Here is a 22,924-nt window from a genome sequence, read left to right on the forward strand (position 1 = left end):
GCTGAGAGGCGAGCCGACGCGGTGGATCACATTTAGGATTTATAGAGACTAAGAGTATGTATGTTTTTAATGTTGGAAATTTAATCACCACTCTATTTGGAGTCTTGTGTCTGAGCTGCCCGCCGGTTGTGCTTGCAGGCGATATGGTGAGTTCTGAGAGAGTTTTAATTTACCAAGATGATTTCGATGCTGATTTATCGCAATGGGTAGTGGAGCAGGCGGAGGGAGGCTCGGTGGAGCAGCATGGGGGAGAGTTAGTGATAGATGACGCGAAGGGCTGTACCGTCTGGTTTAAGGAAAAGCTGAAAGGGGCTATTGTGATTGAGTTTGAAGTCACCATGGTGCAAGCGGGTGGGAAGAATGACCGCGTGAGTGACTTGAATTGTTTTTGGATGGCTATAGACCCGAAGCATCCAGAGAACCTTTTCGGGAACAAGAATCGTGGTGGGATTTTTCGCAACTACGATTCCTTGCGCCTTTATTATGTCGGCTATGGAGCGAATAAAAACACGACTACTCGCTTTCGGAGATATCCAGGCGATGGTACGCGACCGTGTCTACCTGAGCATGACTTTAAAATAGGTGAATTTCAAAATACGCCACACGAAGTGGTGAAAGTTCAGATTACTTCTGATGGTGAAACTATCGAGTATAAGCATGGCGATATAGTGGTTTTTCAAATCAAAGATGAAGAACCTTTCACTGCAGGATGGTTTGGGTTGCGGACGGTTCGCAACCATATGCGCATCGATAACTTTAGAGTGTATGCACTTGCTAAAAATTAAGGTGCGTTGTCTGTATGCATGTTGATGTCTGAATTACTGTTGTGGGTTTAGTGTCTTGCTAGTGATTGAATATTAGTGATTTATACTGCCTTCTATTTTATGAACACCATCAGTCCACCGATTAACAAGTTCCGTATGCGCTCTCTGCTTCAACTGTTAGCAATACTCTTTTCTCTGCTCGCTTTGACCTCATGGCTTGAGGCTCAGACCAAACGTAGGGTGGCGAGTTTAGAAGAATTGCAAGAAGTCGTGAAACAGAGTGATCAAGCGATTGTGATGAAGCCTGGGAGCTATAATTTGACTGATCTACCAGAAAAAACGCGAGTCTTGGAGTGCTCTGGGTCGGAGAATACTATCGATCTAACAGGGGTTCATTTGATTGCTCAGGTCGGTGCAACACGCAGAGGCTATATACGTATTTCTGGTGATGAAAATGTGTTTCGTGGTCTTACTGTAGAAGACGTGTATCAGAGTGGTTTAAAGGAAGTAGCAGATTTTAGCGCGTATAATCAGGATCGCTCCAACTTGGCTCGAGGCTTAAAAGGCGAAGCGGTATTGGCTGTGACTGGGGATAATAATACGATCAAAGACACCAAGCTTACGGTGCGTGGTTCGTTTCCCTTTGGCTATGGAAGTATCTATGGAATCGGATCCGACAATGTGTTTGGTCTTGATAAACGCTGCGGCATTCAAATCCGAGGTGAGAATAATTTAGTAGAAGGCTGCGAAGTTCAGCAACGAGCATTCGGTCATGGGATTTACATTCAAGAGCCCTCGGATAATACCACTGTGCGTGATTGTTTGGTGGAGGGAGTGATGCGTGCATCTGAGGAATTGTACAAAGAAACAGACCCAAATGATCTACCTGTTAGGTCGAGGTACAAGTTGCCTCTCAGTGAAGATAAACCTATTCCGAAGGACATCATGTTACCTTTGTCTGAGGATGGCATAAGAGTCTATAATAGGGGCGGGAGTGTTCTAGTGGAGAACTGTACAGTTAAGAAAATGCGTGGCGGGATCAGAGTTTACCTGGCTAGTAAAGCATTGGTGAAAAATTCAGTGGCGGTCGACTGTGGTCACACGAATTTCAATTTGCCGAAAGGCGGTAAGGTTTTCGCGAGTTCTGGCAATTTTGCCTATGCACCTTTGAGTGATTTCCGATTATCTCGTTCGGGGCAGAAAATAGAGCTTACAGTGTTACCATCACCTCATGCCATTGGCTCTCACAACCTCGCTGATGTGTTAGGGAATAATCACTCGATCATTTTACGCAGGAGTCCAGGGCCGATTGATACGAATCTTCGACCCATTGTCGTGGAGGGAGATAACTCTACGATTAGAAATGAAACTGAATATCCGATCATTCTCGAGAAGTCGTCGAGTGGAAATACGGTGACGAGTTTCGGACCAGTGACAGATCATGGTGAGGATAATGATGTGTCTCAAATCAAAGGAGCCTTGAAGACACGATGATTGAGGCTGTTACTTGTGAGTTTTTTTACTAGAAAAAGTGTATGCAAGAGATTGATTGGGATGACTTCCAAAAAGTGGATATCCGTGTGGGCACTATCATTGAAGCTGAAGACTTCCCTGAAGCGCGCCGTCCCGCATTTAAGTTGAAGGTTGATTTTGGCGCTGAGATAGGAATCAAAAAATCGAGTGCGCAAGTTACTGATCTATACACCAAGGAGGCGCTTGAGGGTAAGCAAGTGCTAGCGGTAGTAAATTTTCCACCTAAGCAAATCGGGCCAATCATGTCTGAATGCTTAGTGACAGGACTCCACCGTCCAGATGGATCAGTGGTGCTCTCCACAGTAGACATGAAGCTACCTAATGGGACTAGGTTGGCCTAGCGATATAAAGGCCTAGGACTGGATGTTAGAAAAATAGAAAACGCTTTTTGCGTTTGGCCTTTCGTTTGTGTTTTCCATCGCCGACGGAGATGACTTCTACTTTTACTTTAGTGAGGCCGTCCTTATGAAAATCTAATTTTTTAGCTGCACGTGGGGTGACATCGATGATGCGTCCGGGGATGAAGGGGCCACGGTCATTGAGTCGCATTTTGAGGGATTTACCATTGTCTAGGTTAGTGACTTTAACTTCGCAGGGGAGTGGAAGGGTTTTGTGAGCGCCTGAGATATGCCAAGGTTGAACTTTTTCTCCGAGCGATGTGTTACCGCGCTTTAGGCCAAACCAGCTGGATTCGTCATACCAAGAGGCTGTTCCGACTTCGGAGTGGTGGAGTGCTTGGTCGACTGACATCGGGCTATAGTGTTGGCCACGTATAGTGTACGGACGAGTCAAGTAGCCATTGTGACCTGAGGGTGAGGCACAGGATGAAAGAAAGGTGATGCTAATAAGGGCTGCAAAAAGAGCTAAAGTACGCATGTGGGCAAGCTAGTAAAATGCTATTGATCTGTCACATCGAAACTTTCATTTGCGTTTTTCTGGGCAACGGGAATGATGTGTTAGAATTGATGCAACGAAAAGTAGAACCTGAAATTTTAGATGACTTGCCGAGCGATGATCCAGAAGCGGTTCGTAGTCGGGCTGACCTACGAGTGTTGAATCGATTGATCGGTGGTGAAAGGTGGATTCTGCGGGAGCTTGCTCAGCTGAGTGGAGTGAGACGAGTTATTGAACTCGGAGCTGGCGAGGGATTGCTAACGATGAAGGTTAAGGAAATTCTACCGGACGTGGAGGTGTGTGCTGTGGATTTAGTGGATAAGCCAGGTGAGGTGCCGGAGTCGATACGCTGGCTTCAGACAAATGTGTTAGAAGAAGACCTTACGGTGGATGATGCTACAGTAATCATTGTGAATTTATTTCTTCATCACCTTCAAGCAGATCAGCTCAAAATTTTAGGGCAAAAAATAAATGGCGCGAAAGCGTTGTTATTTGCTGAACCCGCGAGGTTTCCGTACGCAATGTTACTAGGCTATCTGGCGTATCCTTTTGTCGGAAGGGTGACGAAACATGATATGATGGTGAGTATTCGTGCTGGCTTTGTGGTGGGAGAACTCAATGCGTATTTTTCTGAAAATTTTGAATGGAGTGAAGAGGCTCATTGGATGGGAGGCTTGCGTAGCAAGGCGGTGAGGGAGTGAGAGAGATCAAGATTATTGGTGGCGGGCTGGCTGGTCTTTCCTTAGGTATAGCGCTGCGGAAACGCGGTATTCCTGTACGCATTATAGAGAGAGGTAGTTACCCACAGCATAAGGTTTGCGGGGAATTTATTAGCGGGGTAGAAGATGAGACGTTGGAGTTCCTAGGCATCATGTCTGAGTTAGGTGATGCACAGTTGATAAATCAGATGTCGTGGTGGATAGCTGGGAAAGAGGTGACTGAAGAGAAGCTACCTAGTCTGGCGCGTGGGATATCAAGAGATGTTTTAGATCAGCGTTTGGCTGAGCTTTTTGTTAGGTTAGGAGGTGACTTGGAAACTCGCTCCTCATGGCGTGGTGAGCTGGTTGATGGTCTGGTAAAAGCTTCAGGGAAAAGGAAGGGTGGGAGTAAACGCTGGATTGGCCTAAAGGTTCATTATGCAGGTGTAAATATTGCAGGTTTGGAAATGCACAGTGGTGGAGGGGGCTACGCTGGAGTGGCGGCTATAGAGGGCAATAAGGTCAATGTCTGCGCTCTATTTGAGCTGAATAAGGAGATCAAAGGTGAGAAGTTACTTGAGCAATACATGCGCACAAATGGCTTAGGGTATTTGGCTGCAAAGTTAGAGACCGCTGATCGATTAGACGAGAGTAGCTCAGCGATTGCTGGATTTAGCTTTGGGTCACAAGATGACGATGGTAGTTTTTCGGTAGGAGACGCGCAGTACAGCATTCCGCCATTTACAGGAAATGGTATGAGCATGGCTTTGGAATCCAGTGCGATCGCTGTACCCTTTCTTCAATCTTATGCTGAAGGTCAGGCGAGCTGGGAGGATACATGTTTGAAGTACCGAAAAGGGAAGAAAGCATATTTTCAAAAGCGTTGCCATCTAGCTGCGGGACTACACCCGCTCTTTTTTAATTCACTCAGCCAATCTTTGCTGAGTCAACTCGGTAAACGTTCGCTTTTCCCCACTTCCTTTCTCTTTGAACAATTACGCACACCATGAAACTTAATTCTGTCGCAAGCGCTTTTCCTCCCTATGCCTATTCACAATTAGAATGCTTAGAAGCGATGCGAGGAGCGCCCTTTTGGGAGGGGCTTAGTGCGCGATCTCGTTTAGTGTTAGAGAAGGTTCTCTCTGGAAATAGTGGCATTGAGAAACGTCATTTTTGCGTCGACAGTTTAGAGGCTGCATGGAGCAGAAATGCTCAGGAACTGAACGAAGCGTATGAACGTGAAGCACCAAAGCTGGCAGCAGAGGCAGTGAGGAAAGCAATCGCGAAGTCTGGTCATGCGCCTGCAGAGATTGACGCTTTGTTCCTTTGTTCTTGTACTGGTTTCTTGTGCCCTGGTGTAAGCTCTTATGTGGCTGAGGAACTAGGCTTGCGCGCTGATGTTTTCTTACAAGACATGACTGGTTTAGGCTGTGGAGCGGGAGTTCCTTTGTTGCGAGTCGCTAAGGGTGTCATGGCTGATAATCCAGACGCTGTGGTTGTTACCGTAGCAGTGGAGGTATGCTCAGCAGCATTTTATGTAGAAGATGATTTCGGGGTGCTGATTAGCACCTGTATTTTTGGTGATGGTGCTGCAGCTGCGGTATGGACAGGGGAGCAAGGAGGCTGGCAGTTAGATCATTTTCAGTCGCTGCATTTGCCGGAACATAGAGAGAAGATTCGTTTTACCAATGCAGGAGGGAAGCTGCGTAACCAGTTAGAAAAATCTGTGCCTAAGTTAGCTGGATTAGCAGTAAAGGAACTCTATGCGAAACGCAGAATCCAGAATCCAGACGCATGGGTTACTCATGGTGGAGGCCGAGATGTATTAGAAGAACTAGATCTAGTCTTGCCTGATGTGTCACTAGCCCGGTCCGTGATGAATGAGTATGGAAATCTGAGTAGCCCTTCGGTTTTAGTAGCATTGGAGCGCTTCATCGAAAATCAAGGAGATGAGTTTGCTAGTGCATGGCTCTGTGCCTTTGGAGCTGGATTTTCGGCACATAGTTGTGAGTTGACTCTCGAATGAGACTTATTTGTGAAACGAAAATTAAAATTGTTATTTAAATTGTCTATTGGGTGGTTATAAAAGTACTCATATTCAGTGTGCTACGAGTGCTAGATCCTTTTAATTTAATTGATTGTTTAGAGAATTGATTTTGCGAGATACAGTTAGGTTGTTTAAAGATAAACCGGTGAAAAACCCCTCTAAACTTAGTGACAATCAGAGTCGAGCGAAACGTATTATCGTTCGAGCGAGTATGGTTGCTACTAGCTTTTGGTTGATGAGCTGTGCAGCAAAGGCGCCTGAGTCTCAGATGCTCAAAGTCGAGCAGATGGCGCCAGATAGTTGGTCTGCTACCAAAGAAGGGAAAGCGGGGGTCGATCGTGACTGGGTTTCTAGTTTTGGTGATTCTCGTTTAAACCATTTGGTCGACGAGGCTTTAGAACGAAATCCTGATATGCGGGTTCAGGTTGAGAGGGTCTATCAAGCTCGCCGGACGGCCTATGTAGCTGGAGCAATGGCGAGACCGCAGATGGTGGCTAATGTCAATGGGAACCGAAGTAAGCAGCAGTTTGTAGGACTGCCCTATGGTGGTTCACAAACTTCAAATGGGAGCATTGCTGATCTGACGGTCAATTGGGAGTTAGACTTGTGGGGCAGAATAAGAATGGGTCAGATGGCTGCCATTTCTGATGCTCAGGCTGCAGAACTCGACCAGAAAGCTGCAGAGACAGCTTTGGCTGGTGAGGTCTGTAAGGCGTGGTTTGGTCTCGGAGAGGCGTGGGAGCAGTTAAGTCTGGCGCAAGAAGTGGTACGCATAAGAAAGAGCTCTGTGGAGTCTATCGCAGATCGCTTTGAGAATAATTTAGCGGGAGATGGAGGCTCAGCGAGTCAACTGCGTTTAGCGCAGACTGATCTAGCCACAGCGGAAGCATTGATTGCGCAGCGAATGGGGGATGTTGAGCTCGCTGAGAGACGCTTGGAATTACTCTGTGGTCGCTATCCTAAGGGTACATTGAGCGGTAGCAAGAAACTGAGTAAAATGCCAAAACGTCCACCGAGTGGAGTGCCTTCGGGCTTGTTACAGAGACGGCCAGATGTAGTGGCTGCTGAACGCAGATATGCAGCATCTGTGGCTCGGGTAAAGGAAGCGAACCGAGCGATATTTCCTATTATTAGTCTCACTGGTTCGACTGGAACGGCAAGTGATGCTCTAGAGCAGTTGTTAAATAATGATTTTTCTACCTGGTCACTAGGCGTTCAACTGACACAGAATTTATTGACTGGTGGCCAAGTTAAAGGAGAGCAGGACATCCGGGGCTCGAGGGAGCGTGCTGAATTAGCCAATCTCGAAGGTGTCGTGCTAAAAGCGTTCGGTGAGGTGGAGACGGCCTTAGTTCTTGAAGAATGGTTGCAGAAGCGGGTGGTTCAAACCGACAAGGCATTTACATTTGCTAAAGATGCCGCAGAGGCTGCAAATGATGATTTTCTGGATGGAAATGGTGATGTGCTCACTTTATTGCAGGCGCAGAGTCGTGCTGTCGATATTGGGTCGTCGCTGCTGACATTGAAACGTGTTAGGTTAGATAACCGTGTGGATTTACATTTAGCACTCGGTGGAGAATTTCGATTTAAAGGCAAATGAGTGAGAATGGAATACGGCAGAAGGTTCGCCCAGTAATCAAGTTGGTGATAGTCATTGTTGTCTTGGTTATTGGTGTGGGAGTGATGCAGATGTTGATGGAATCACCTGTGAAAGCTCCAGCAGAGGCCAAGCAAAGTTTTGTGCCGAAGGTGAGATTGCTACAAGTAAAGGCTGAGTCCTTGAAAGTGGAGTTGAGTGCTCAAGGTATGGTCGAAGCCGTGACTCAGACCATGCTTCTCAGTGAGGTAGGTGGAGCGATCGAATGGGTGTCTCCTGAGCTTAAGCCTGGTGGATATTTAAAAAAGGGCGCAGTGCTGCTGAAGGTGAACAAAGCTGACTATGAGTCAAGATTAGCTCAGGCTCTAGCTAATGTGGCGAATGCAGAATTACAAATTGAACAAGAACGTGCTCGAGCAGAACAGGCCTTACGTGATTGGAAAAAATTAGGGCGTGGTGGAGAACCTAGCAGCTTAGTTAGACGTGAACCTCAACTCAACAGTGCTCGAGCTGGATTAGAGGCAGCCAAAGCAGCTGTAGTACAAGCTCAGCGAGATCTAGAAAAGACCGAGCTTATCGCTCCTTATGATTGTTTGGTGCGCAGCTCACATGTGGACATTGGTGGGTATTTGACTCCAGCTGCTAGAGTAGCGGAACTTTATGAAGCGGATAAGGTCCAAGTACGATTACCTTTGAGTCTAGAGGACGTGACATATCTACCTGAGGGACTAGTAGGCGTTCCGGTGAAGCTCACGGTTGAAATCGGTCAGGTCAAACGAGAGTGGGAAGGTCAGATCGTGCGGACTGAAGGCGTGGTCGATCGAGCTACGATGACGATGATGACCGTGGTAGAGGTCACTGCGGCAGATGTCGGTGGGATGTTTGAACTTCCACCCTTTGGTTTATTTGTTGAAGGGCATTTTTTAGGGAATGAGCTAGTAGATGTGATTCGCTTGCCTCGAATGGCTGTGCGAGACGATAGTACGGTTTGGCTTGTTAACGAGGACGGTGCGCTGGAAATTAAGAATATCAAGGTGGAGCGAAGCGAGCGTGACTTCGTCTATGTCGTAGAGGGGCTTAGTACTGGCGATAATGTGATTGTGAGTCCTATAGAAGTTCCTGTTCCAGGAATGCCAGTGGAGGTCGAGGAGTAATGGAAGGCATGATCAAATGGTTCAGCCGTAACCATGTGGCTGGAAATTTTCTCATGCTAGTGATTCTACTAGCAGGGGTGTCGACTTGGTTTAAACTAAAGAAAGAGGTTTTTCCTGAGACTAGTTTAGACGCGGTGACCGTTTCCGTACCTTTTCCTAATGCTACGCCTGAAGAGGTGGAGGATGGTATCCTACTGCCTTTAGAAGATGCGGTGGCAGACATCGATGGAGTGAAGCGTTACACTGCAACTGCCACCGAGGGTTTGGGGGTAATGACTGTTGAAGTCGAGACTGGCTACGAATTACGCAGTGTGATGGATGATGTGAAGAGCAGAGTAGATGCTATTAACATTTTCCCTCTAGAGGCCGAGAAGCCGATTGTTGAAGAGTTGTTACTTTCTTATCAAGTAATGAGCGTAGCGGTGAGTGCAGATGCGGATGAAAAGACTCTGAGACACATGGCTGAGATTGTGCGTGATGGTCTACTAAACTATCAAGCTCCTGCCGCAGATGGTTTCCTAGGCAAACTAGATCAGTACTTTCGTGGGAAACCAGATATCACGAAGGCTTCATTAGCAAATGTTCGTCCCTATGAAATCTCAGTAGAAGTTCCTGATTCAACTCTCCGTAGACATGGTCTGACGATGTCCGCCGTGGCTGATGCGTTACGTGCCGCATCCTTAGATCTCCCTGCTGGTAGTGTGCGAGAGAAAAACGGTGAAGTAGTCTTGCGGATTCAAGGGAAAGTGAAAAATGCTGAAGACTTTCGTGATGTTATCATCGTAAGTAATGCAACTGGTGAGCAGTTACAATTAGGTGATATTGCGACCGTGGTGGACGGTTTCGAGGATGTCGATTTAAGAGCGCGATTTGATGGGCGCAACGCTGCGCTGGTTAATGTCTACCGAACAGGTGATCAGGACACTATGGTGCTCGCGAAGGGAGTAGTGGATTATATTGAGAATGTGGCTCCGCTCGAACTGCCGCCAGGTGTGACGCTGGAGCTCTGGAATGATCAAAGTAAGATGTTAGAGGGGAGACTCTCGTTGTTAGGACGTAACGGAGGCTTTGGTTTGTTGTTAGTGTTTATCGTTCTAGCTCTCTTTTTGAGGCCTTCTCTGGCAGCGCTTGTAGCGATAGGCATACCTGTATCTTTTGCAGGAGGCGTCTGGATGATGCCAATGCTCGGAGTGAGCGTGAATATGATCGCTTTGTTCGCATTCATCTTGGTGTTAGGTATCGTGGTAGACGACTCGATTGTGGTTGGCGAAAATGTGTATTCGCGGATTCGAGCTGGAGAAGACCCTAAACAGGCAGCTTGGAAGGGGACGCATGAAGTTGGTGTGGTGGTTACCTTTGGGGTGCTGACGACCATGGCCGCTTTCACACCAATGTTAGGACTTAGCGGTGTGAGTGGTAAAATTTGGCCGAATATTCCACTGGTGGTTATTCCGGTGTTATTCTTCTCATTGATTCAGTCGAAATTGGTGCTTCCCGCTCACTTAGCTATGCTCAAGTCGCGTGATGAGAATAAGTCGAGTCATGGTGTTATAACACGCATTCAGCATAAAATTGCAGATGGCTTAGAATGGTTTATCCAGAATATGTATCGGCCAGCTCTTCGAGTAGTCCTGCATTCGCGCTATATAGTTTGGGCGTGTTTTGTCGCAGTTCTTTTAATTACGGTAGGCCTTGTTGGTAGTGGCCGTGTTCCATTCACTTTTATGCCAAAGGTGGAGGGGGATATTATTTCGGCGAAGCTGGTAATGCCAGTGGGAGTCAATTTTGAAACGACTGACACAGCTATTGAACGGCTCGAAAAATCGGCGAAGGAAGTTGGTCTGAAAATGAAGGGCTATGATGGCCAGAGTGTGGTGAAGCATTATTTGGCAAGTAGTGGGACGCAACCATTCCAGACTGGATTTACTCCTAACAGCGGGCAGGTAAATAGTCACTTAGGTGAGGTGACACTTGAGTTGATACCAGCTGCAGACCGTGAGTGGAGTGGTGATCAAATCATTGCCGCATGGCGTGAAGGGATCGGAGTCATTCCTGGAGTAGTAGAGCTTACTTTTAAGCAAGAAACGAATAGTGGAGGAAATGCCATCGATATCGAAATTACTGGCAAGAATTTGGAAGAGCTACAAAGTGCCGCAACCTATCTCACTGACGGCTTAGAGGGGATAGATAATGTGACTGATATCAGCACCAGCTGGCGGATGGGGAAACAAGAAATCGTATTCAAGCGTGAGGACTTAACTGATGTTGGTCGAGCGCTCGGGTTTACCGTGGCATCTGTTTCTCAGCAACTTCGCTCCAAGTTTTATGGTGACGAAGTACAGCGAATCCAGCGTGGGCGCGACGAAGTGAAAGTAATGGTGCGTTATCCTGAGTATGAACGAAAGGCTTTGGAAACATTGGAAGAAGTTCGCTTGGTGACGCCAAGTGGTGATGAGGTTCCTATTCAGCAAGTAATCACAGGGGAGGCATACCGAGGGCTTTCTACGATCAACCGGATTGATGGACGGCGTTCAATTTCTATAGCAGCAGATGTGGATAAGAGTTCAGGAGCAAACTCGAATGCCGTGGTGGCTACTTTCAACGAGACTATTCTAGCGGATCTAACAAGTAAATACCCAGGGGTGAGATGGGGGTATCGAGGGGAACAGGAAGATCAGAATACGAGCATGAAAGAGATGAGTCAGAAGTTTGTTATCGCTCTGATTCTGATTTATATTTTGATGGCGATTCCTCTCAAGTCCTACATTCAGCCATTGATCGTGATGTCAGTGATACCTTTTGGTATCGTGGGTGCTGTGTGGGGACATATTTTCATGGGTATGGATCTCAGTATTATGTCGATGTGTGGAGTGGTAGCTCTCGCTGGTGTGGTGGTGAATGATTCACTCGTACTCGTCGAATACGTGAACCGTCATCGAGATGAAGAAGGTGATCCTCTAGAGGCTGTTTGGAATGCTGGTGCGCGTCGCTTTAGACCCATTATTTTGACATCTTTAACAACCTTTGTTGGTTTGATGCCAATGCTTACAGAGACCGATATGCAGGCACGATTTTTAATTCCTATGGCAGTCTCACTTGGTTTTGGAATCCTCTTTGCGACTGCCATCACCTTGATTTTAGTGCCGAGCGTTTATCTGATGTTAGAGGATGTGAAACGGCTTGTAGGTAGAGTGTTCTTTAAGAAGGTGTGACCGTGTTAGAGAACGTTTAGGCTCACCTATCCCGATAGAGACGGCGAGCTATTGAATACAGAATAACGAATCTCACCACCAGAGCAAGCTAAACACGGAGCGCTATCGGGATTAGGTGCAGCCGTTTGTTATGCCGCAATACTATCTGAGAATATCCCTTTCGAGGTTGGGCTGAGAAGTTCACATCCCCTTCACTCATGCCTTGTCGAACACGGAACCTATGACTATCTGAGTTCTTAACTCCAATCCATACGGAATCTCCCGGAGAAACACTGATTGCAGTCTTGGCAGGCCTCGCTCTAGTATCGCGCTCAGAAGGATATCTCTCGTCGCAAAGGTAAATTGTTCGAATACTAGAATTTGCAGCAAGTGTTATCGCCATTTTTTTGGAAGATGATCGATTTGACCACTTAGACCATCGAATTTCATATTCATCCTCGTAGTTGCTTGGAATAGTTGAGCTCAGAATCTTACTATAGTAGTCGATCGAGCAAACTTCATAATCAAAGTCATCCTCAGCAACCACTCCATGGTTCCTGGCTCCAACATAAAATCCGTAGTCGGCATATCCACAATTTGAGTTCGACATCTTCATTCCTTCAGCTCGAGGCGAAAGAACCTCGTGACGAGAATGCATACAACTAACCATTAGAAACAGAAGAGGCGTTAGAATGAGTAATTTCATAGCATAACGTCAGAGTGCACGCACGCGAGTAGCGCGTTGTTGTGCCATGACTTGTTATCTTTTTATTTTGGTTGAAGCTTTCAGCTTAACAATTCCTTTTTGACAGAGCTTGAGCCGGTCAGACTTCATGCTAGGAATGTAATAATTCTCTCCTCGATTCAAAATTAGATAATCAGAGTCTCTCTTCACCACCACCACAACTGAAATATTTCCGCCACTGCTAGATCGAGGCACGTCTAAGACGGCTTCATGTGCCGGCATACCCTGAAAAGTAGTGTTTCTTCTATGACTGGTAGTGACCTTAATCCCTCTTCGCTCCGGAATCATGTTCCAATGATCCAGTGCAGCAGATGGATTCGCCGCTTGAGTTGAGAACGGGGTAACAAAGTAAACCATCCCGTCACTCATTGGCTCGGTTGGCCTGAATGTCACTCCTCCTGGAGTTGGGGAATTCGCCTTAGGATAAAGATATGGTTCAGGTGCGCTCACAGAAAAGCCATCTCCATGTGTAATTGCTCCAAGAGGGACTTCTTGTGCTCTTCTTGAGCTGATATCGACTGCGTCACCGACGAGTGAGCAACCAGAAAGCAATGGGAGCGACAGAATGAGAAGTGCTAATTTCATAAGATAACGTAAAGCACGCCAATCGCTGACCTCTCAGCGTGCTTCGATTTTTGGTTGATGTTGTAATTGCCTTAGTCGCTTGGACTCTCGGCGGGGAAGTGATTGGGTGCAGCGTCTTGTTCGTCAACTTGATCTCGACCTTCGATGTCACTAAGCCGTAGAAGCTTCTCGAATCGCATGACGTACACAATAAAAACAGTATCCCCCTCAACTCTGTAAAATATCCGTAGAGGACTTACAATCAGGTGACGGTATTCAGTCTCACCCAAATCGTGAGGAACTGGACACATCTCAGGAAATGTCTCGAGTAACCTAGCCTTCTCAAAGACGAGCTTAACGAGACTCTTAGCTGCACGCTCATTATCTAGAGCGATGTGGTCAGCGATTTGTTCCAAGTCTTGGAGGGCTGGTTCAGCCCAAACTAGTCTAGCCATCTGGACATTCTGCGAGTTGCTTTATCGTGCGATACTACACGACCGTCCTTGATCGCTTTCTCACCTTTGGCAATTCCCTCTAGAAGGTGAATTCGAGCTTCCATTGATTCATAGGTCTCAACATCTACTAAGTATGCAGCAGGTAATCCATGCTGGGTAATCAGCACTGGCTCATGCTCCTCAGATATTTGAGCAATGATGTCAGTGGCTTTTCTTTTTAAAGTGGTTACTAGTTCCGCCCTCATAATGTGACACTAAAGTGATACTGTTGATTCTGCAAGTGGTATTTAGACGAACGTCGAAGTCCTCTCACACCTGCCCGAGGGCGAGGCTTCGACTGTGGGTTGAAGGTTGAATGGTCATGGCGGACTGAACTCGCGGCGGGGCAGGTGTTGAGAGCGACGCCTTGTTCGCGTTCTTCGTTCTAAATGGACTAGCGTCCGATCTACGTATTCGCATAGTCTCTATCTCGAACCAACCTCTGTGATCCGGCATCCGATCGAGGTCGGCGTCTTGTTGTATAGCTCGATCTGAATACGTCCCGTATCCCTGAGATGCAAAAGGAAATCTGCGGCATTGATAGGATCCATTTCCGCAACCTCGGGAAAGTCCTTCGCGACGTTGCCGTGGCACCGAATCAAATACTTTCGCAACACCTCTGTCGCGGCTTGATCTGTGGGTTTCATTTTTTGGTTGCTGACACGTAGTTTTAGATTCAGCGAACGTCAAGCACACCAACCGAGTACTCGGCCAGAAAGCTTTGGATTAAGATTTAATGTTTGAATGTAGTGAAAGGTGAGTCGCGCTCAAACGCGGTACGAGGTTGGGTGCAGCGTCTTGTTATCTAAGCTGAATTCATAAAGTAAGTGCAACACCTCGCGATTCTAATAAATCAGGTCGAGAGGTGAAGAACGAACATGAATTATATGCACCTAAGTGACGATGAGAGGCATCGAATTGCAGCGCTGCGAAGTGCTGGGAAGTGCTGGGAAGTGCTGGGAAGTGCTGGGAAGTGCTGGGAAGTGCTGGGAAGTGCTGGGAAGTGCTGGGAAATCGATAAGGGAAATAGCTGATGAGTTAGGAAGATCAGCTTCGACAATCAGTCGAGAAGTAAAGCGTAACGCCTATCCTACTGATGGAAGGTATCGAGCTTTCCATGCTTGTTCGATGTACAAAGGCAGAAGGTCGCGAGCGAGACGGGGCTCTCAGTATAGTGATGAGGAATGGAAGCAAATCAGAGATCTTTTGTGTAGAGATTATAGTCCGGAACAAATATCAGGATGGATGAAGAAAGAGGAGCTCATGACGATTAGTCATGAGACAATCTATCAGTATATACTTCGGGATAAGAAGAGCGGAGGAACGCTCTACAAACATCTTAGGCACTCACGGAAGAAAAGGCGGAAGAGGTACGGGAAGTACGACAGTAGAGGGGTTTTAGCGGGTAAGAGACAGATTGAAGAACGCCCGCAAGAGGCCAATGAACGAAGTGAAATTGGACACTGGGAAATCGACACGGTGCATGGAAAAGGGAAGGAAGCGATAGCGACCATAGTGGATAGAAAGACAGGCTTTGTGATGATTGGTCAGCTAAAAAATAAGACGGTTGAAGTCACAAATAAGAGGATTCGAGAGTTCGTCATGAAGCATCCTGAGAGCTTCAAGACGATAACTTCAGACAATGGAACGGAGTTTCACGGATACAAGAAATTAGAAGAAAAATTGGATGTGAAGTTCTACTTTGCGAAGCCATATCACTCATGGGAAAGAGGATCTAACGAGAATACAAATGGACTAATCAGGCAGTATTTACCGAAAGGAACTAGTATGAAAGATCTGACTCAAGCGAAGTGCAACGCGATCGCGAATAAGCTTAATAATCGGCCACGTAAACGGCACGGATACCGCACACCTAACGAACTCTTTTTTGGACGCTAGTGTTGCACTTCACACTTGAACCTAGGCAAGTTAATCCAGAAGTCTCGGGTCTACTAATTTAGCTCCTTCATCTGGTGTTAGTAGTTCTCCTTCTGGGGTAAGATAAACAGTCCTTCCCGACTCCATTATAATGACCAGCACTTTTAATTCACCGTCGGCATTATACGTTTTTCCCATGATATTCTTCCCGTCGGAATCATAGACAGGGATATCAGTTTGCACTAATTTGTTATTAGATTCTTTGTAAATGTCATATCTGACGATCTTGCCTCCATCTCCTATAGTGTATTTTCCTCTGTATGAGATTGTTCCGTCATCTTCTTTTAATAAATAGTCAGCTCGACTTTTAAGGGGGCTGAAATCAGGTAAGCCGGATACAGGTTCCTCAGCTTTAAGTGGCAGAGAGAATGCGCTCAATAGTACGATGTATGTTAGTGTTTTCATTTTAGGATAACGTAAAGGCCACCCATCCACTACCGGAGGGCGAACTTTGATTTCGGGTTAAGGTTCATAATTATCATTAAAATTTCGACTCAAAGCGCGGTAGTGGATTGGTGTGCGCTGTCTTGTTCTACGAGTAAATTCCTATTGCTCTATTCATCTTCATCACCGTATAAAACCCTTCTGATATCGTAGTCTTTGGTATCCATATCACCACAATACATTCTCTCATGAGTAGGCACTTGTTCGTATAGACTCCTTAGTTTCTCTAAATTATCAGAAGAAGGCTCCTCTGAACAAATATCAAACTGCTCAGCCGTCTGAGTCACTATACTCTTATTGCCATTCAATACACCTAGTTTATCCTTAATTTCCCTCAATCGATCCTCGTCATCAATATAGCCTAATTCGGTATCACATGTAAATTCGCCTATACCGGGAAGGGAAAACCTACTACCAGCATTTACCTTATTAAGAAGTTTCCCTGATTGATATAGATCTTTCAGTTCCTCATAACTAATTAAAGGGCTATCGACACCTATTCTAAATTTAGAGTCTTCAAAAATGAAAAGCTGAGAAAGCTCAAATATACCTCCATCCTGTTTTATTATAACAGGAACACTGTCAGCCAACAGAAGTTCACCCTTTACTCTCCTGTAGGGCTTCTTGTCAGACGAACCCATCTTAGAATATGTAACATGTCCTCTAACCTCTGTGTCAGACCCTTGCATATCAACCAAACCTTTCATTGAAGGATTTAGATCTTTAATTAGTTCAGTTACTAATCCTTTGATATCTTGTGACTTATTAATCCACTTAGCATTACTGTGATTGGTAATACCTAGATTAAAGATCGATATGGATTGATCATGTCTTGCTGAACTAACTACCCAATTCTGGTTGATCTTCCCCTGAAATAAATCACGATCAACAAAGCCCCAACAGTCAATCACCCCATCTGAGTATACATCAATAGTCGTATAATGGCATTGCATGTTATTGATAAATCCAGATATTGCATACCCAAAGTGTTTACCATCTGGTTTGGTTCTAACTATCGGGTAGTAATAGAAAGATTCGGAGAAGCTCTTACTCTTGAATGGCCACATTTTAGTAGAACGTCAAAGTGTGGCACGGAGTGAGGTATGAACGGAGTTGTCCACCACTGTCTGGATCTCCTGTTTTACTAGCACTGCCATAAGAGTTTCGACTTTTCGCATGTAGGACAAAGGAAAACATAACTACACCCGCCACCTCCAAAATTGAAGTCGGGATGTGCTGACTCTTCTATCTGTCCGATAAAACTCATCGGAAGTCCACATGTGCACTTTGGAGTCTCATCAGCCTGAATCCATAATGGACGATTACTGATGCATCCTACGCATTCTGATTCACTTTCAAGGCGTTCGATGAGTGAATCCTGCGTATCAAGCAAGTTGGATGTATCGATAGCTAAACCTATATCGTCTTGAGACTTTGGTTTCTGCGGTGAGGGCAAATATACCGCAAAATTCCCTCCTGATTCGCTATCCCAATCATCACACATACCTGGATCATTCTTGCATTGAAACAGGTGAATTGAGCCTTCTTTCGATTTTATTAATTTGTTTGGGTGTGAACTCAGAGATAAGCTAAATATGTGCGAAAGCTCTCCATTGCAGGTTTTGCAATTTGGTCGAGTTATGTCGAATGCTCCGATCATTGGCATTCTGTCATTCTGCGATGATCGGATGATTGGGGAAGCTTTCATTCTTTTGGAGATCGTAAAGCACACCAACCGAAGACACGGCCAGACAGCTTTGTTTGTGAGTTTAGAGTTTGAGTGTGGTGAAGATTTTGAAAAGCGTAAACGCGGTCTGAGGTTGGGTGCAGCGTCTTGTTATGCAAGGCGATTTAGTAGAACTGGAGTGAGATGCGCAACTGATTCAACTGCGACATCACAAAAGCTAGGATATTCAAAATGATCGTTACTGATCCATATAGTTTTCATCCCAAGTTCTTTAGCTGGTAAAAGGTCATTATTAGGGTTGTCTCCAATACAAATGCAGTCATTAGGAATGCTAGCTAGTTCGTGAAGGCATGATTTAAATATGTTTTCATCAGGTTTTTTGGACCCGAATTCTTCTGAGATCTTGATGCTCTTAAAAAGGTGTCTAATTCCAACATAGTCTATCTTGGCGTTCTGGCATCTAGCCCGGCCATTAGTTACTAGACCTAACGTAAAGACTTTAGATAAGCTTTCTAATGCTTCTTTGACGTCTGTGAAAAGAACAGCCTCAAAACCATATCTATCCTTAAAATCGAGGAATAGTTCGTCTGCTAGACTATCTTCTCTGAAAAGCTCTGAACATGCTAATTTATACGCTACATGTTTGTCTTCGTAGCCGTTCTTTTGGTGTTTCAGAACAGATTTTACGAAATCCTTAACTTCAATGGTGGATAATTGACTATTGCGGTCATGTTGACATTCCAGAAATAAACGCATCGTTTTTGTACGGTCGATTAACGTTTCGTCTAGGTCAAATATGAGGGTCTGTATTTTTAGCATAACGTGAAGAGTGCTCATGAAGTGAGGCACGAACGGAATTGAGCAGCTCGACTGGATATCCCCGAGGGCTGGGCCGAAGGGGGCGACTCGTCTAGGAGCTTTAAGTCTGTGGTGATTCGTTTCATTTGAACGGTTCAGGATGGTTAGAATCTGGATTCCTTCAATCTTCTTCTCTGGGAATTTTAACCACTGATTTCACAGAGAACACGGATGGCTTCTGATTGGAGATTCACCGCGTCTTCTTTGATCTGTGACAATCGGTGTTATCTGTGGTCAAACCTTCACTTCTTTTGGATATCGTAAAGCACACCAACCGAGTACTCGACCAGAAAGCTTTGGATTAAGATTTAAGTGTGAATGTAGTGAAAGGTAAGTCGCGCTCAAACGCGGTACGAGGTTGGGTGCAGCGTCTTGTTATGCAAAGGAATTTTCGAGGGATGTCCAGAGTCTCAAGGCTTTCTTGATGTCGTCGCCTAAAAGCTCATTATCTATCACTTTTTTAAGAGAAGTATTAATATAGCTTATAAGATGCAGTACTGCCTGAGTTTGCTCCTTGTTGAACTGGGCGTGTTTACCACTTGTGCAGTGAAATAGGAATTGGTCAAGGTACTCGTATTTTGATGACTCGTCTAAAGCTAATCTAGAAAGAGCTGGGAAATAGTATTTGAAGCCTTCTGAATCAACAAAACAGATAGGATCCCAACCTGGATTACCTAGTTCGTCCAAACCTATCGTCTCACGATCAGCGTCGATGAGAGTTTGATTGTGTTCAGCACATTCAGAACAATGTGTTTCATCAACAAATTGAATTGGCCTAGAGCAGTCGCTGAAGGCTGCATAGATTCTCTCTAGGATAGCACTATGTTTATTTAGCATAACGTAAAGCACACCAATCACTGAACTCTCAGCGCGCTTCGTTTTGGGGTTAATGTTTGAATTGTGAAAATGGCTCGACTCTCGACGGTGAAGGGATTGGGTGCAGCGTCTTGTTAGGCAAAGTCAGTTTATGAAGGTGTTCCATCGCTTCAGTAATCGCTTATGATTAAACTCAAACTCCATCGTAAATAAGCCGTCTACGAAGGTAAGGATGATTTCTTCGCCGTCATCGTCACTTGATGTCGGTGAGCCAAAGTGTGATGTAACTTCCTCCACTGTAGTGGAATCAGACAACTGCAGTTTTACTTCGCCAGCTTCTGTAAGGATGGGGCTACAGTACTGAAGATGATTAGATGAAGGTTCGCTAGAATCTTGTGCAATGATAAAACCAAGGTAAGTTAGTTTGTTAACCTCAAACTCAGCTACTAGTCCTAAGTTTGAATACAGAAGGCTGTAGTAGTTTTTGCGGACTTCGTTAGCAGACTCAGGTTTCCCAAGGAATGCGGCAGTGTCAATAGAGTCAGATAAGTGTAGAGATCCGAATGTGCGCGATGAGATGTCGTACTCAGGGAGCTTGCTGAGTGTGGGGCCCCAACTAAGAGAAGGGTGTTTTTGTTTTTTGAAGAGCTTGGAGAGCATGATTAATTTAGCCTAACGTAAAGCACACCAATCACCGAACTCTCAGCGCGCTTTGGTTTTTGGGTTAATGTGTGAATATTGAAATTGGTTCGCGTCTCCACGGTGAGGGGATTGGGTGCAGCGTCTTGTTAGGCAAGGCGATTTAGAAAGGTGCGGATGTACTAAACCAAATGCCCACAAACAATGAAATAACTAGGCTTAATAACTGGAGAAGTACTTCTAATTCAGTTTCATCAGCTTTGATCGACTTATAGATTGGACGACTTTTGAGTGTCGCAATGAGCAATAATAGTAGAAAGCCTAGAATTATAGAGAAGGGGGCTTGTACAAAAAATGTAGGTAACCAACAAACTACAGTCGGTGCAATAATAAGACCTGTAATACTCAATATATACAGAGGGAGGCGCAGATAGCTTGGGCAACTAGCCAATCCTTGCCACATTGATCCTAGTGTGATGTTCATAATTTAGCCTAACGTAAAGCACACCAACCGAAGACTCGGCCAGAAAGCTTTGTTTGTGAGTTTAGAGTTTGAGTGTAGTGAAGATTTTGAAAAACGTAAACGCGGTCTGAGGTTGGGTGCAGCGTCTTGTTAGGCAAGTTAGTTTATATAGCTGGTTCACCTCGCAAAGCTTTTGCAGTTTGCTCATCTGTACGTGGTTCTATAGTTTTTAGGAAGTGCTCAATTAAAGCAATACACTGTTGTGGGTCGGGTAGGGTTAAAAGAGATCTCTCGAAATAGTTGAAGCAACGTTCTTGATGTAGTGGTGACAGTAAACTGACTAATTCCTCCATCTCAGAGTTGACTACCAAGCCTAATTCCTTGGATCGATTCATAGCCTTGGAAATATCGTGTGAGATTTTTTTACGGATGTAGTTTTTGCTGCAACCTTCTAGTGTCAGAAAGCACTTAAATGCTAGTTCTAGTGAATGCGTATATAAAGACGCTAGTGGAAGATTTGGAGGGTTAGCTGAACATGATAATAGACGCGCGGCTCGTAAATAGTCGCGAGCTAAGTTGTACTTATGAAAAGAGTAAGTAGGAATTTTTGCCTCTTCGTGCATGTTTTATTTAGCCTAACGACCGGGTTTACTTGTGTTTGAAGCGAAGCGAAAACATCAGGTGCGACCCATGGTTATACTTACTGTTTCATAGTGAATGTATCTTTAAGTAAAGATAAACAAGATTTGTACTCTTGAGTATGTGAACGATCATCATTAAGCGTATCTTGGATTATGATAGCGGTATATTTCCCGTTCTTTTTAACGCTATATATTTCTTGGCTAAGATATATATCGCCAAATTTTATACTTGATTTTACACCATTTAATTTGTGATTTTTACATTTTAGAATAGAAGGCTTAGTTTTTACATCAGCCTTCATACTTTCAAATTGTGCTTTCATAGCTTCTGATAATATACCTAATGTCATGGTTATATCAAATTGCTGAACCATAATGATGGTATTATCACCATCCATGTTCCACATTAAAACTTCCGGATCAGATTTATCTTCCGTGTAACTCATATTTGTATTATAGGAAAATGAGAAACTATCTATTTTAAAGTCGTTATATTTACTGAGTTTTACATTAATTACATGTTCTTCTGATCCAATATTTATTTTATTGTCAGTATCAAGGTTAATCTTGTGTTCTATACCATCTATAGTAATCGTTGCGATTTTGGGGTTTGCAGTGCTAAAATTAGCAATACTCAACATTGTCAAAGCAATGAGATTTTGTTTAAAGTTCATATAGTTTCTATTTTATAGTATAACGTCGAAGACTGGCGCGCCGTTAGGCGTTGTCCAGCTCTGACTGGATATCCTCGTTTGGTTGTCGAATGGTCAAGAGGGTTCCATTCAGTTCAATTTCTAGTGATTCACTTTCCTTCAAAATGCATAGATCAGAAGCATCATACTCTTCCATACCGCAGAAATGAGCAGATCCTGCTGCGTAAATATAACCACGGCTGACTGACCCATTTGAAATTCTTATATTTTCTTCTTTCCCGCAGCATGGAGTCTTCGAGGTGACTACGTTCAAGCTGGGGTTGTAGGAATTCGAAAGCTCCAGCACTTTCCTTACGGTGAAACTGCCGTTACAGTGCGGGCAATCAATTTTTGAATCAATATTCACTTTTTCTGGATATCGTAAAGCACACCAACCGCGAACTAACGAGGAACGTGTGCTATGGGGTTGAAGTTAGAATTACCAGAGAAGTGAGCGGAACTCAACAGCGGTGAGCGGTTGGGTGCAGCGTCTTGTTAGCTAAGTCGATTTAGGATCTAACGTGGTATTACCTACTTTATGCGTTGCATATCACCAGATAGCCCTTCTGGGATGTCAGGGGAAGAGAGCGAATACGTTAAAGTATCTGGAGTTTCAGTGGATACACTCATTTGGGTTGAGCATGGAACTCCATTGAAAGGGTGAGAACTTCCATCCTTAAGATAATGTTTTTGGGTATACCGAACAACTCCTTCATTCTGTGAAACCCCAGAAATTTCGTAATTCCAAGTATCATTTGGCGGGTTATAGAAGATCAGGTTCTCATCCTCTAATTTAATGATAAGAGCAAGTTCTCCCTCTGATGACCATTGACCTACTAAATTATGCAAGTGGTCATGATAAGGGGTTTTACCAATGCTATTATTTGATGTTTCTTCTGTAGTAGTATGTATGGAACTAGAATTGTCCTTACATGAGACTGTAATTAGGAAACAGGTGGCAATCAATATTAGACATTTCATTTTTTAAGCTAACGTAAAGCACACCAACCGAGTACTCGACCAGAAAGCTTTGGATTAAGATTTAAGTTTGGATGTAGTGAAAGG

At 44.7% G+C, this 22,924-nt stretch carries 24 protein-coding genes and 1 pseudogene; 10 read left to right on the forward strand and 15 right to left on the reverse strand.

Annotation, left to right across the window (positions count from 1 at the left end):
* Positions 1 to 56: 56 nt before the first annotated feature.
* From ACSHX2_RS13025 to ACSHX2_RS13035, 3 genes are all read left to right on the forward strand, one after another.
* Positions 57 to 785 (forward strand): DUF6250 domain-containing protein, encoded by a 729-nt coding sequence (locus tag ACSHX2_RS13025; protein WP_435693385.1) that lies wholly within the window; start codon positions 57 to 59, stop codon positions 783 to 785.
* A gap of 99 nt (positions 786 to 884) precedes the next feature.
* Positions 885 to 2,258: a protein-transmembrane prediction gene (locus ACSHX2_RS13030; RefSeq protein WP_435693386.1), complete on the forward strand. Its 1,374-nt coding sequence runs from the start codon at positions 885 to 887 to the stop codon at positions 2,256 to 2,258.
* A 41-nt stretch (positions 2,259 to 2,299) separates the two neighbouring features.
* Positions 2,300 to 2,638, forward strand: coding sequence for a tRNA-binding protein (locus ACSHX2_RS13035; protein ID WP_435693387.1), 339 nt, complete (start codon positions 2,300 to 2,302; stop codon positions 2,636 to 2,638).
* A gap of 25 nt (positions 2,639 to 2,663) precedes the next feature.
* On the opposite strand, the gene ACSHX2_RS13040 is transcribed toward ACSHX2_RS13035, so the two are convergent.
* The gene (locus tag ACSHX2_RS13040) at positions 2,664 to 3,173 is read right to left on the reverse strand and encodes a septal ring lytic transglycosylase RlpA family protein (protein ID WP_435693388.1); all 510 of its coding nucleotides are present in this window, start codon (positions 3,171 to 3,173) and stop codon (positions 2,664 to 2,666) included.
* 89 nt (positions 3,174 to 3,262) lie between these two features.
* Here ACSHX2_RS13040 and ACSHX2_RS13045 point away from each other — a divergent pair, with 89 nt between their 5' ends.
* The 6 genes from ACSHX2_RS13045 to ACSHX2_RS13070 all read left to right on the forward strand — a co-directional run bounded on the left by ACSHX2_RS13045 (position 3,263) and on the right by ACSHX2_RS13070 (position 11,899).
* Complete coding sequence (locus tag ACSHX2_RS13045; RefSeq protein WP_435693389.1) at positions 3,263 to 3,892, forward strand: hypothetical protein; 630 nt, start codon at positions 3,263 to 3,265, stop codon at positions 3,890 to 3,892.
* A complete protein-coding gene (locus ACSHX2_RS13050; protein WP_435693390.1) occupies positions 3,889 to 4,899 on the forward strand; it encodes an NAD(P)/FAD-dependent oxidoreductase in 1,011 nt (336 codons plus the stop codon). Before ACSHX2_RS13045 ends, ACSHX2_RS13050 begins: the two co-directional genes overlap by 4 nt.
* Entirely contained in the window at positions 4,896 to 5,915 is a 1,020-nt protein-coding gene (locus ACSHX2_RS13055) for a type III polyketide synthase (protein WP_435693391.1), read from the forward strand. The genes ACSHX2_RS13050 and ACSHX2_RS13055 overlap by 4 nt, the downstream gene beginning before the upstream one ends.
* Before the next feature lie 166 nt (positions 5,916 to 6,081).
* Positions 6,082 to 7,536, forward strand: coding sequence for an efflux transporter outer membrane subunit (locus ACSHX2_RS13060; RefSeq protein WP_435693392.1), 1,455 nt, complete (start codon positions 6,082 to 6,084; stop codon positions 7,534 to 7,536).
* Positions 7,533 to 8,687, forward strand: a complete 1,155-nt coding sequence (locus ACSHX2_RS13065) for an efflux RND transporter periplasmic adaptor subunit (protein WP_435693393.1) — start codon at positions 7,533 to 7,535, stop codon at positions 8,685 to 8,687. Before ACSHX2_RS13060 ends, ACSHX2_RS13065 begins: the two co-directional genes overlap by 4 nt.
* Positions 8,688 to 8,695: 8 nt before the next feature.
* Positions 8,696 to 11,899, forward strand: coding sequence for an efflux RND transporter permease subunit (locus ACSHX2_RS13070; RefSeq protein WP_435693394.1), 3,204 nt, complete (start codon positions 8,696 to 8,698; stop codon positions 11,897 to 11,899).
* A gap of 739 nt (positions 11,900 to 12,638) precedes the next feature.
* On the opposite strand, the gene ACSHX2_RS13075 is transcribed toward ACSHX2_RS13070, so the two are convergent.
* The 4 genes from ACSHX2_RS13075 to ACSHX2_RS13090 all read right to left on the reverse strand — a co-directional run bounded on the left by ACSHX2_RS13075 (position 12,639) and on the right by ACSHX2_RS13090 (position 14,328).
* Positions 12,639 to 13,208, reverse strand: coding sequence for a hypothetical protein (locus ACSHX2_RS13075; RefSeq protein WP_435693395.1), 570 nt, complete (start codon positions 13,206 to 13,208; stop codon positions 12,639 to 12,641).
* Between the two features lie 71 nt (positions 13,209 to 13,279).
* Positions 13,280 to 13,642, reverse strand: coding sequence for a type II toxin-antitoxin system RelE/ParE family toxin (locus tag ACSHX2_RS13080; protein WP_435693396.1), 363 nt, complete (start codon positions 13,640 to 13,642; stop codon positions 13,280 to 13,282).
* On the reverse strand, positions 13,630 to 13,887 hold the full coding sequence (locus ACSHX2_RS13085) for a type II toxin-antitoxin system Phd/YefM family antitoxin (RefSeq protein WP_435693397.1): 258 nt from the start codon (positions 13,885 to 13,887) through the stop codon (positions 13,630 to 13,632). The genes ACSHX2_RS13080 and ACSHX2_RS13085 overlap by 13 nt, the downstream gene beginning before the upstream one ends.
* Before the next feature lie 219 nt (positions 13,888 to 14,106).
* On the reverse strand, positions 14,107 to 14,328 hold the full coding sequence (locus ACSHX2_RS13090; protein WP_435693398.1) for a hypothetical protein: 222 nt from the start codon (positions 14,326 to 14,328) through the stop codon (positions 14,107 to 14,109).
* Between the two features lie 231 nt (positions 14,329 to 14,559).
* Between ACSHX2_RS13090 and ACSHX2_RS13095 the strand changes: the two are divergent.
* A pseudogene (locus tag ACSHX2_RS13095) lies at positions 14,560 to 15,580 on the forward strand (IS30 family transposase).
* A gap of 30 nt (positions 15,581 to 15,610) precedes the next feature.
* On the opposite strand, the gene ACSHX2_RS13100 reads toward ACSHX2_RS13095, so the two are convergent.
* From ACSHX2_RS13100 to ACSHX2_RS13145, 10 genes are all read right to left on the reverse strand, one after another.
* A complete protein-coding gene (locus tag ACSHX2_RS13100) occupies positions 15,611 to 16,024 on the reverse strand; it encodes a hypothetical protein (protein WP_435693399.1) in 414 nt (137 codons plus the stop codon).
* A gap of 149 nt (positions 16,025 to 16,173) precedes the next feature.
* Positions 16,174 to 17,130, reverse strand: coding sequence for a DUF7638 domain-containing protein (locus tag ACSHX2_RS13105; protein WP_435693400.1), 957 nt, complete (start codon positions 17,128 to 17,130; stop codon positions 16,174 to 16,176).
* A 770-nt stretch (positions 17,131 to 17,900) separates the two neighbouring features.
* A complete protein-coding gene (locus tag ACSHX2_RS13110) occupies positions 17,901 to 18,569 on the reverse strand; it encodes an HAD family hydrolase (RefSeq protein ID WP_435693401.1) in 669 nt (222 codons plus the stop codon).
* A 414-nt stretch (positions 18,570 to 18,983) separates the two neighbouring features.
* Complete coding sequence (locus ACSHX2_RS13115; protein WP_435693402.1) at positions 18,984 to 19,445, reverse strand: DUF6714 family protein; 462 nt, start codon at positions 19,443 to 19,445, stop codon at positions 18,984 to 18,986.
* A 123-nt stretch (positions 19,446 to 19,568) separates the two neighbouring features.
* A complete protein-coding gene (locus tag ACSHX2_RS13120; protein WP_435693403.1) occupies positions 19,569 to 20,084 on the reverse strand; it encodes a hypothetical protein in 516 nt (171 codons plus the stop codon).
* Positions 20,085 to 20,226: 142 nt separating this feature from the next.
* On the reverse strand, positions 20,227 to 20,547 hold the full coding sequence (locus ACSHX2_RS13125; protein WP_435693404.1) for a hypothetical protein: 321 nt from the start codon (positions 20,545 to 20,547) through the stop codon (positions 20,227 to 20,229).
* Positions 20,548 to 20,690: 143 nt separating this feature from the next.
* Entirely contained in the window at positions 20,691 to 21,149 is a 459-nt protein-coding gene (locus ACSHX2_RS13130; RefSeq protein ID WP_435693405.1) for a hypothetical protein, read from the reverse strand.
* A 77-nt stretch (positions 21,150 to 21,226) separates the two neighbouring features.
* Complete coding sequence (locus ACSHX2_RS13135) at positions 21,227 to 21,841, reverse strand: hypothetical protein (RefSeq protein ID WP_435693406.1); 615 nt, start codon at positions 21,839 to 21,841, stop codon at positions 21,227 to 21,229.
* A gap of 43 nt (positions 21,842 to 21,884) precedes the next feature.
* Positions 21,885 to 22,133 (reverse strand): hypothetical protein, encoded by a 249-nt coding sequence (locus tag ACSHX2_RS13140; RefSeq protein WP_435693407.1) that lies wholly within the window; start codon positions 22,131 to 22,133, stop codon positions 21,885 to 21,887.
* A gap of 257 nt (positions 22,134 to 22,390) precedes the next feature.
* The gene (locus tag ACSHX2_RS13145) at positions 22,391 to 22,708 is read right to left on the reverse strand and encodes a hypothetical protein (RefSeq protein ID WP_435693408.1); all 318 of its coding nucleotides are present in this window, start codon (positions 22,706 to 22,708) and stop codon (positions 22,391 to 22,393) included.
* Positions 22,709 to 22,924 lie beyond the last annotated feature (216 nt).

The organism is Rubritalea sp. (assembly GCF_051252225.1).
Taxonomy (GTDB): domain Bacteria; phylum Verrucomicrobiota; class Verrucomicrobiia; order Verrucomicrobiales; family Akkermansiaceae; genus Rubritalea.

What these genes read in the sequence shown, in the direction of transcription:
- ACSHX2_RS13105 (WP_435693400.1), bottom strand. Translation starts at nt 17,130, where the DNA reads ATGTGGCCATTCAAGAGTAAGAGCTTCTCCGAATCTTTCTATTACTAC.
- ACSHX2_RS13100 (WP_435693399.1), bottom strand. Translation starts at nt 16,024, where the DNA reads ATGAAAACACTAACATACATCGTACTATTGAGCGCATTCTCTCTGCCA.
- ACSHX2_RS13115 (WP_435693402.1), bottom strand. Translation starts at nt 19,445, where the DNA reads ATGCTAAATAAACATAGTGCTATCCTAGAGAGAATCTATGCAGCCTTC.
- ACSHX2_RS13045 (WP_435693389.1), top strand. Translation starts at nt 3,263, where the DNA reads ATGCAACGAAAAGTAGAACCTGAAATTTTAGATGACTTGCCGAGCGAT.
- ACSHX2_RS13055 (WP_435693391.1), top strand. Translation starts at nt 4,896, where the DNA reads ATGAAACTTAATTCTGTCGCAAGCGCTTTTCCTCCCTATGCCTATTCA.
- ACSHX2_RS13040 (WP_435693388.1), bottom strand. Translation starts at nt 3,173, where the DNA reads ATGCGTACTTTAGCTCTTTTTGCAGCCCTTATTAGCATCACCTTTCTT.
- ACSHX2_RS13110 (WP_435693401.1), bottom strand. Translation starts at nt 18,569, where the DNA reads ATGCTAAAAATACAGACCCTCATATTTGACCTAGACGAAACGTTAATC.
- ACSHX2_RS13125 (WP_435693404.1), bottom strand. Translation starts at nt 20,547, where the DNA reads ATGAACATCACACTAGGATCAATGTGGCAAGGATTGGCTAGTTGCCCA.
- ACSHX2_RS13135 (WP_435693406.1), bottom strand. Translation starts at nt 21,841, where the DNA reads ATGAACTTTAAACAAAATCTCATTGCTTTGACAATGTTGAGTATTGCT.
- ACSHX2_RS13070 (WP_435693394.1), top strand. Translation starts at nt 8,696, where the DNA reads ATGATCAAATGGTTCAGCCGTAACCATGTGGCTGGAAATTTTCTCATG.
- ACSHX2_RS13075 (WP_435693395.1), bottom strand. Translation starts at nt 13,208, where the DNA reads ATGAAATTAGCACTTCTCATTCTGTCGCTCCCATTGCTTTCTGGTTGC.
- ACSHX2_RS13065 (WP_435693393.1), top strand. Translation starts at nt 7,533, where the DNA reads ATGAGTGAGAATGGAATACGGCAGAAGGTTCGCCCAGTAATCAAGTTG.
- ACSHX2_RS13030 (WP_435693386.1), top strand. Translation starts at nt 885, where the DNA reads ATGAACACCATCAGTCCACCGATTAACAAGTTCCGTATGCGCTCTCTG.
- ACSHX2_RS13080 (WP_435693396.1), bottom strand. Translation starts at nt 13,642, where the DNA reads ATGGCTAGACTAGTTTGGGCTGAACCAGCCCTCCAAGACTTGGAACAA.
- ACSHX2_RS13120 (WP_435693403.1), bottom strand. Translation starts at nt 20,084, where the DNA reads ATGCTCTCCAAGCTCTTCAAAAAACAAAAACACCCTTCTCTTAGTTGG.
- ACSHX2_RS13130 (WP_435693405.1), bottom strand. Translation starts at nt 21,149, where the DNA reads ATGCACGAAGAGGCAAAAATTCCTACTTACTCTTTTCATAAGTACAAC.
- ACSHX2_RS13025 (WP_435693385.1), top strand. Translation starts at nt 57, where the DNA reads ATGTATGTTTTTAATGTTGGAAATTTAATCACCACTCTATTTGGAGTC.
- ACSHX2_RS13035 (WP_435693387.1), top strand. Translation starts at nt 2,300, where the DNA reads ATGCAAGAGATTGATTGGGATGACTTCCAAAAAGTGGATATCCGTGTG.
- ACSHX2_RS13090 (WP_435693398.1), bottom strand. Translation starts at nt 14,328, where the DNA reads ATGAAACCCACAGATCAAGCCGCGACAGAGGTGTTGCGAAAGTATTTG.
- ACSHX2_RS13085 (WP_435693397.1), bottom strand. Translation starts at nt 13,887, where the DNA reads ATGAGGGCGGAACTAGTAACCACTTTAAAAAGAAAAGCCACTGACATC.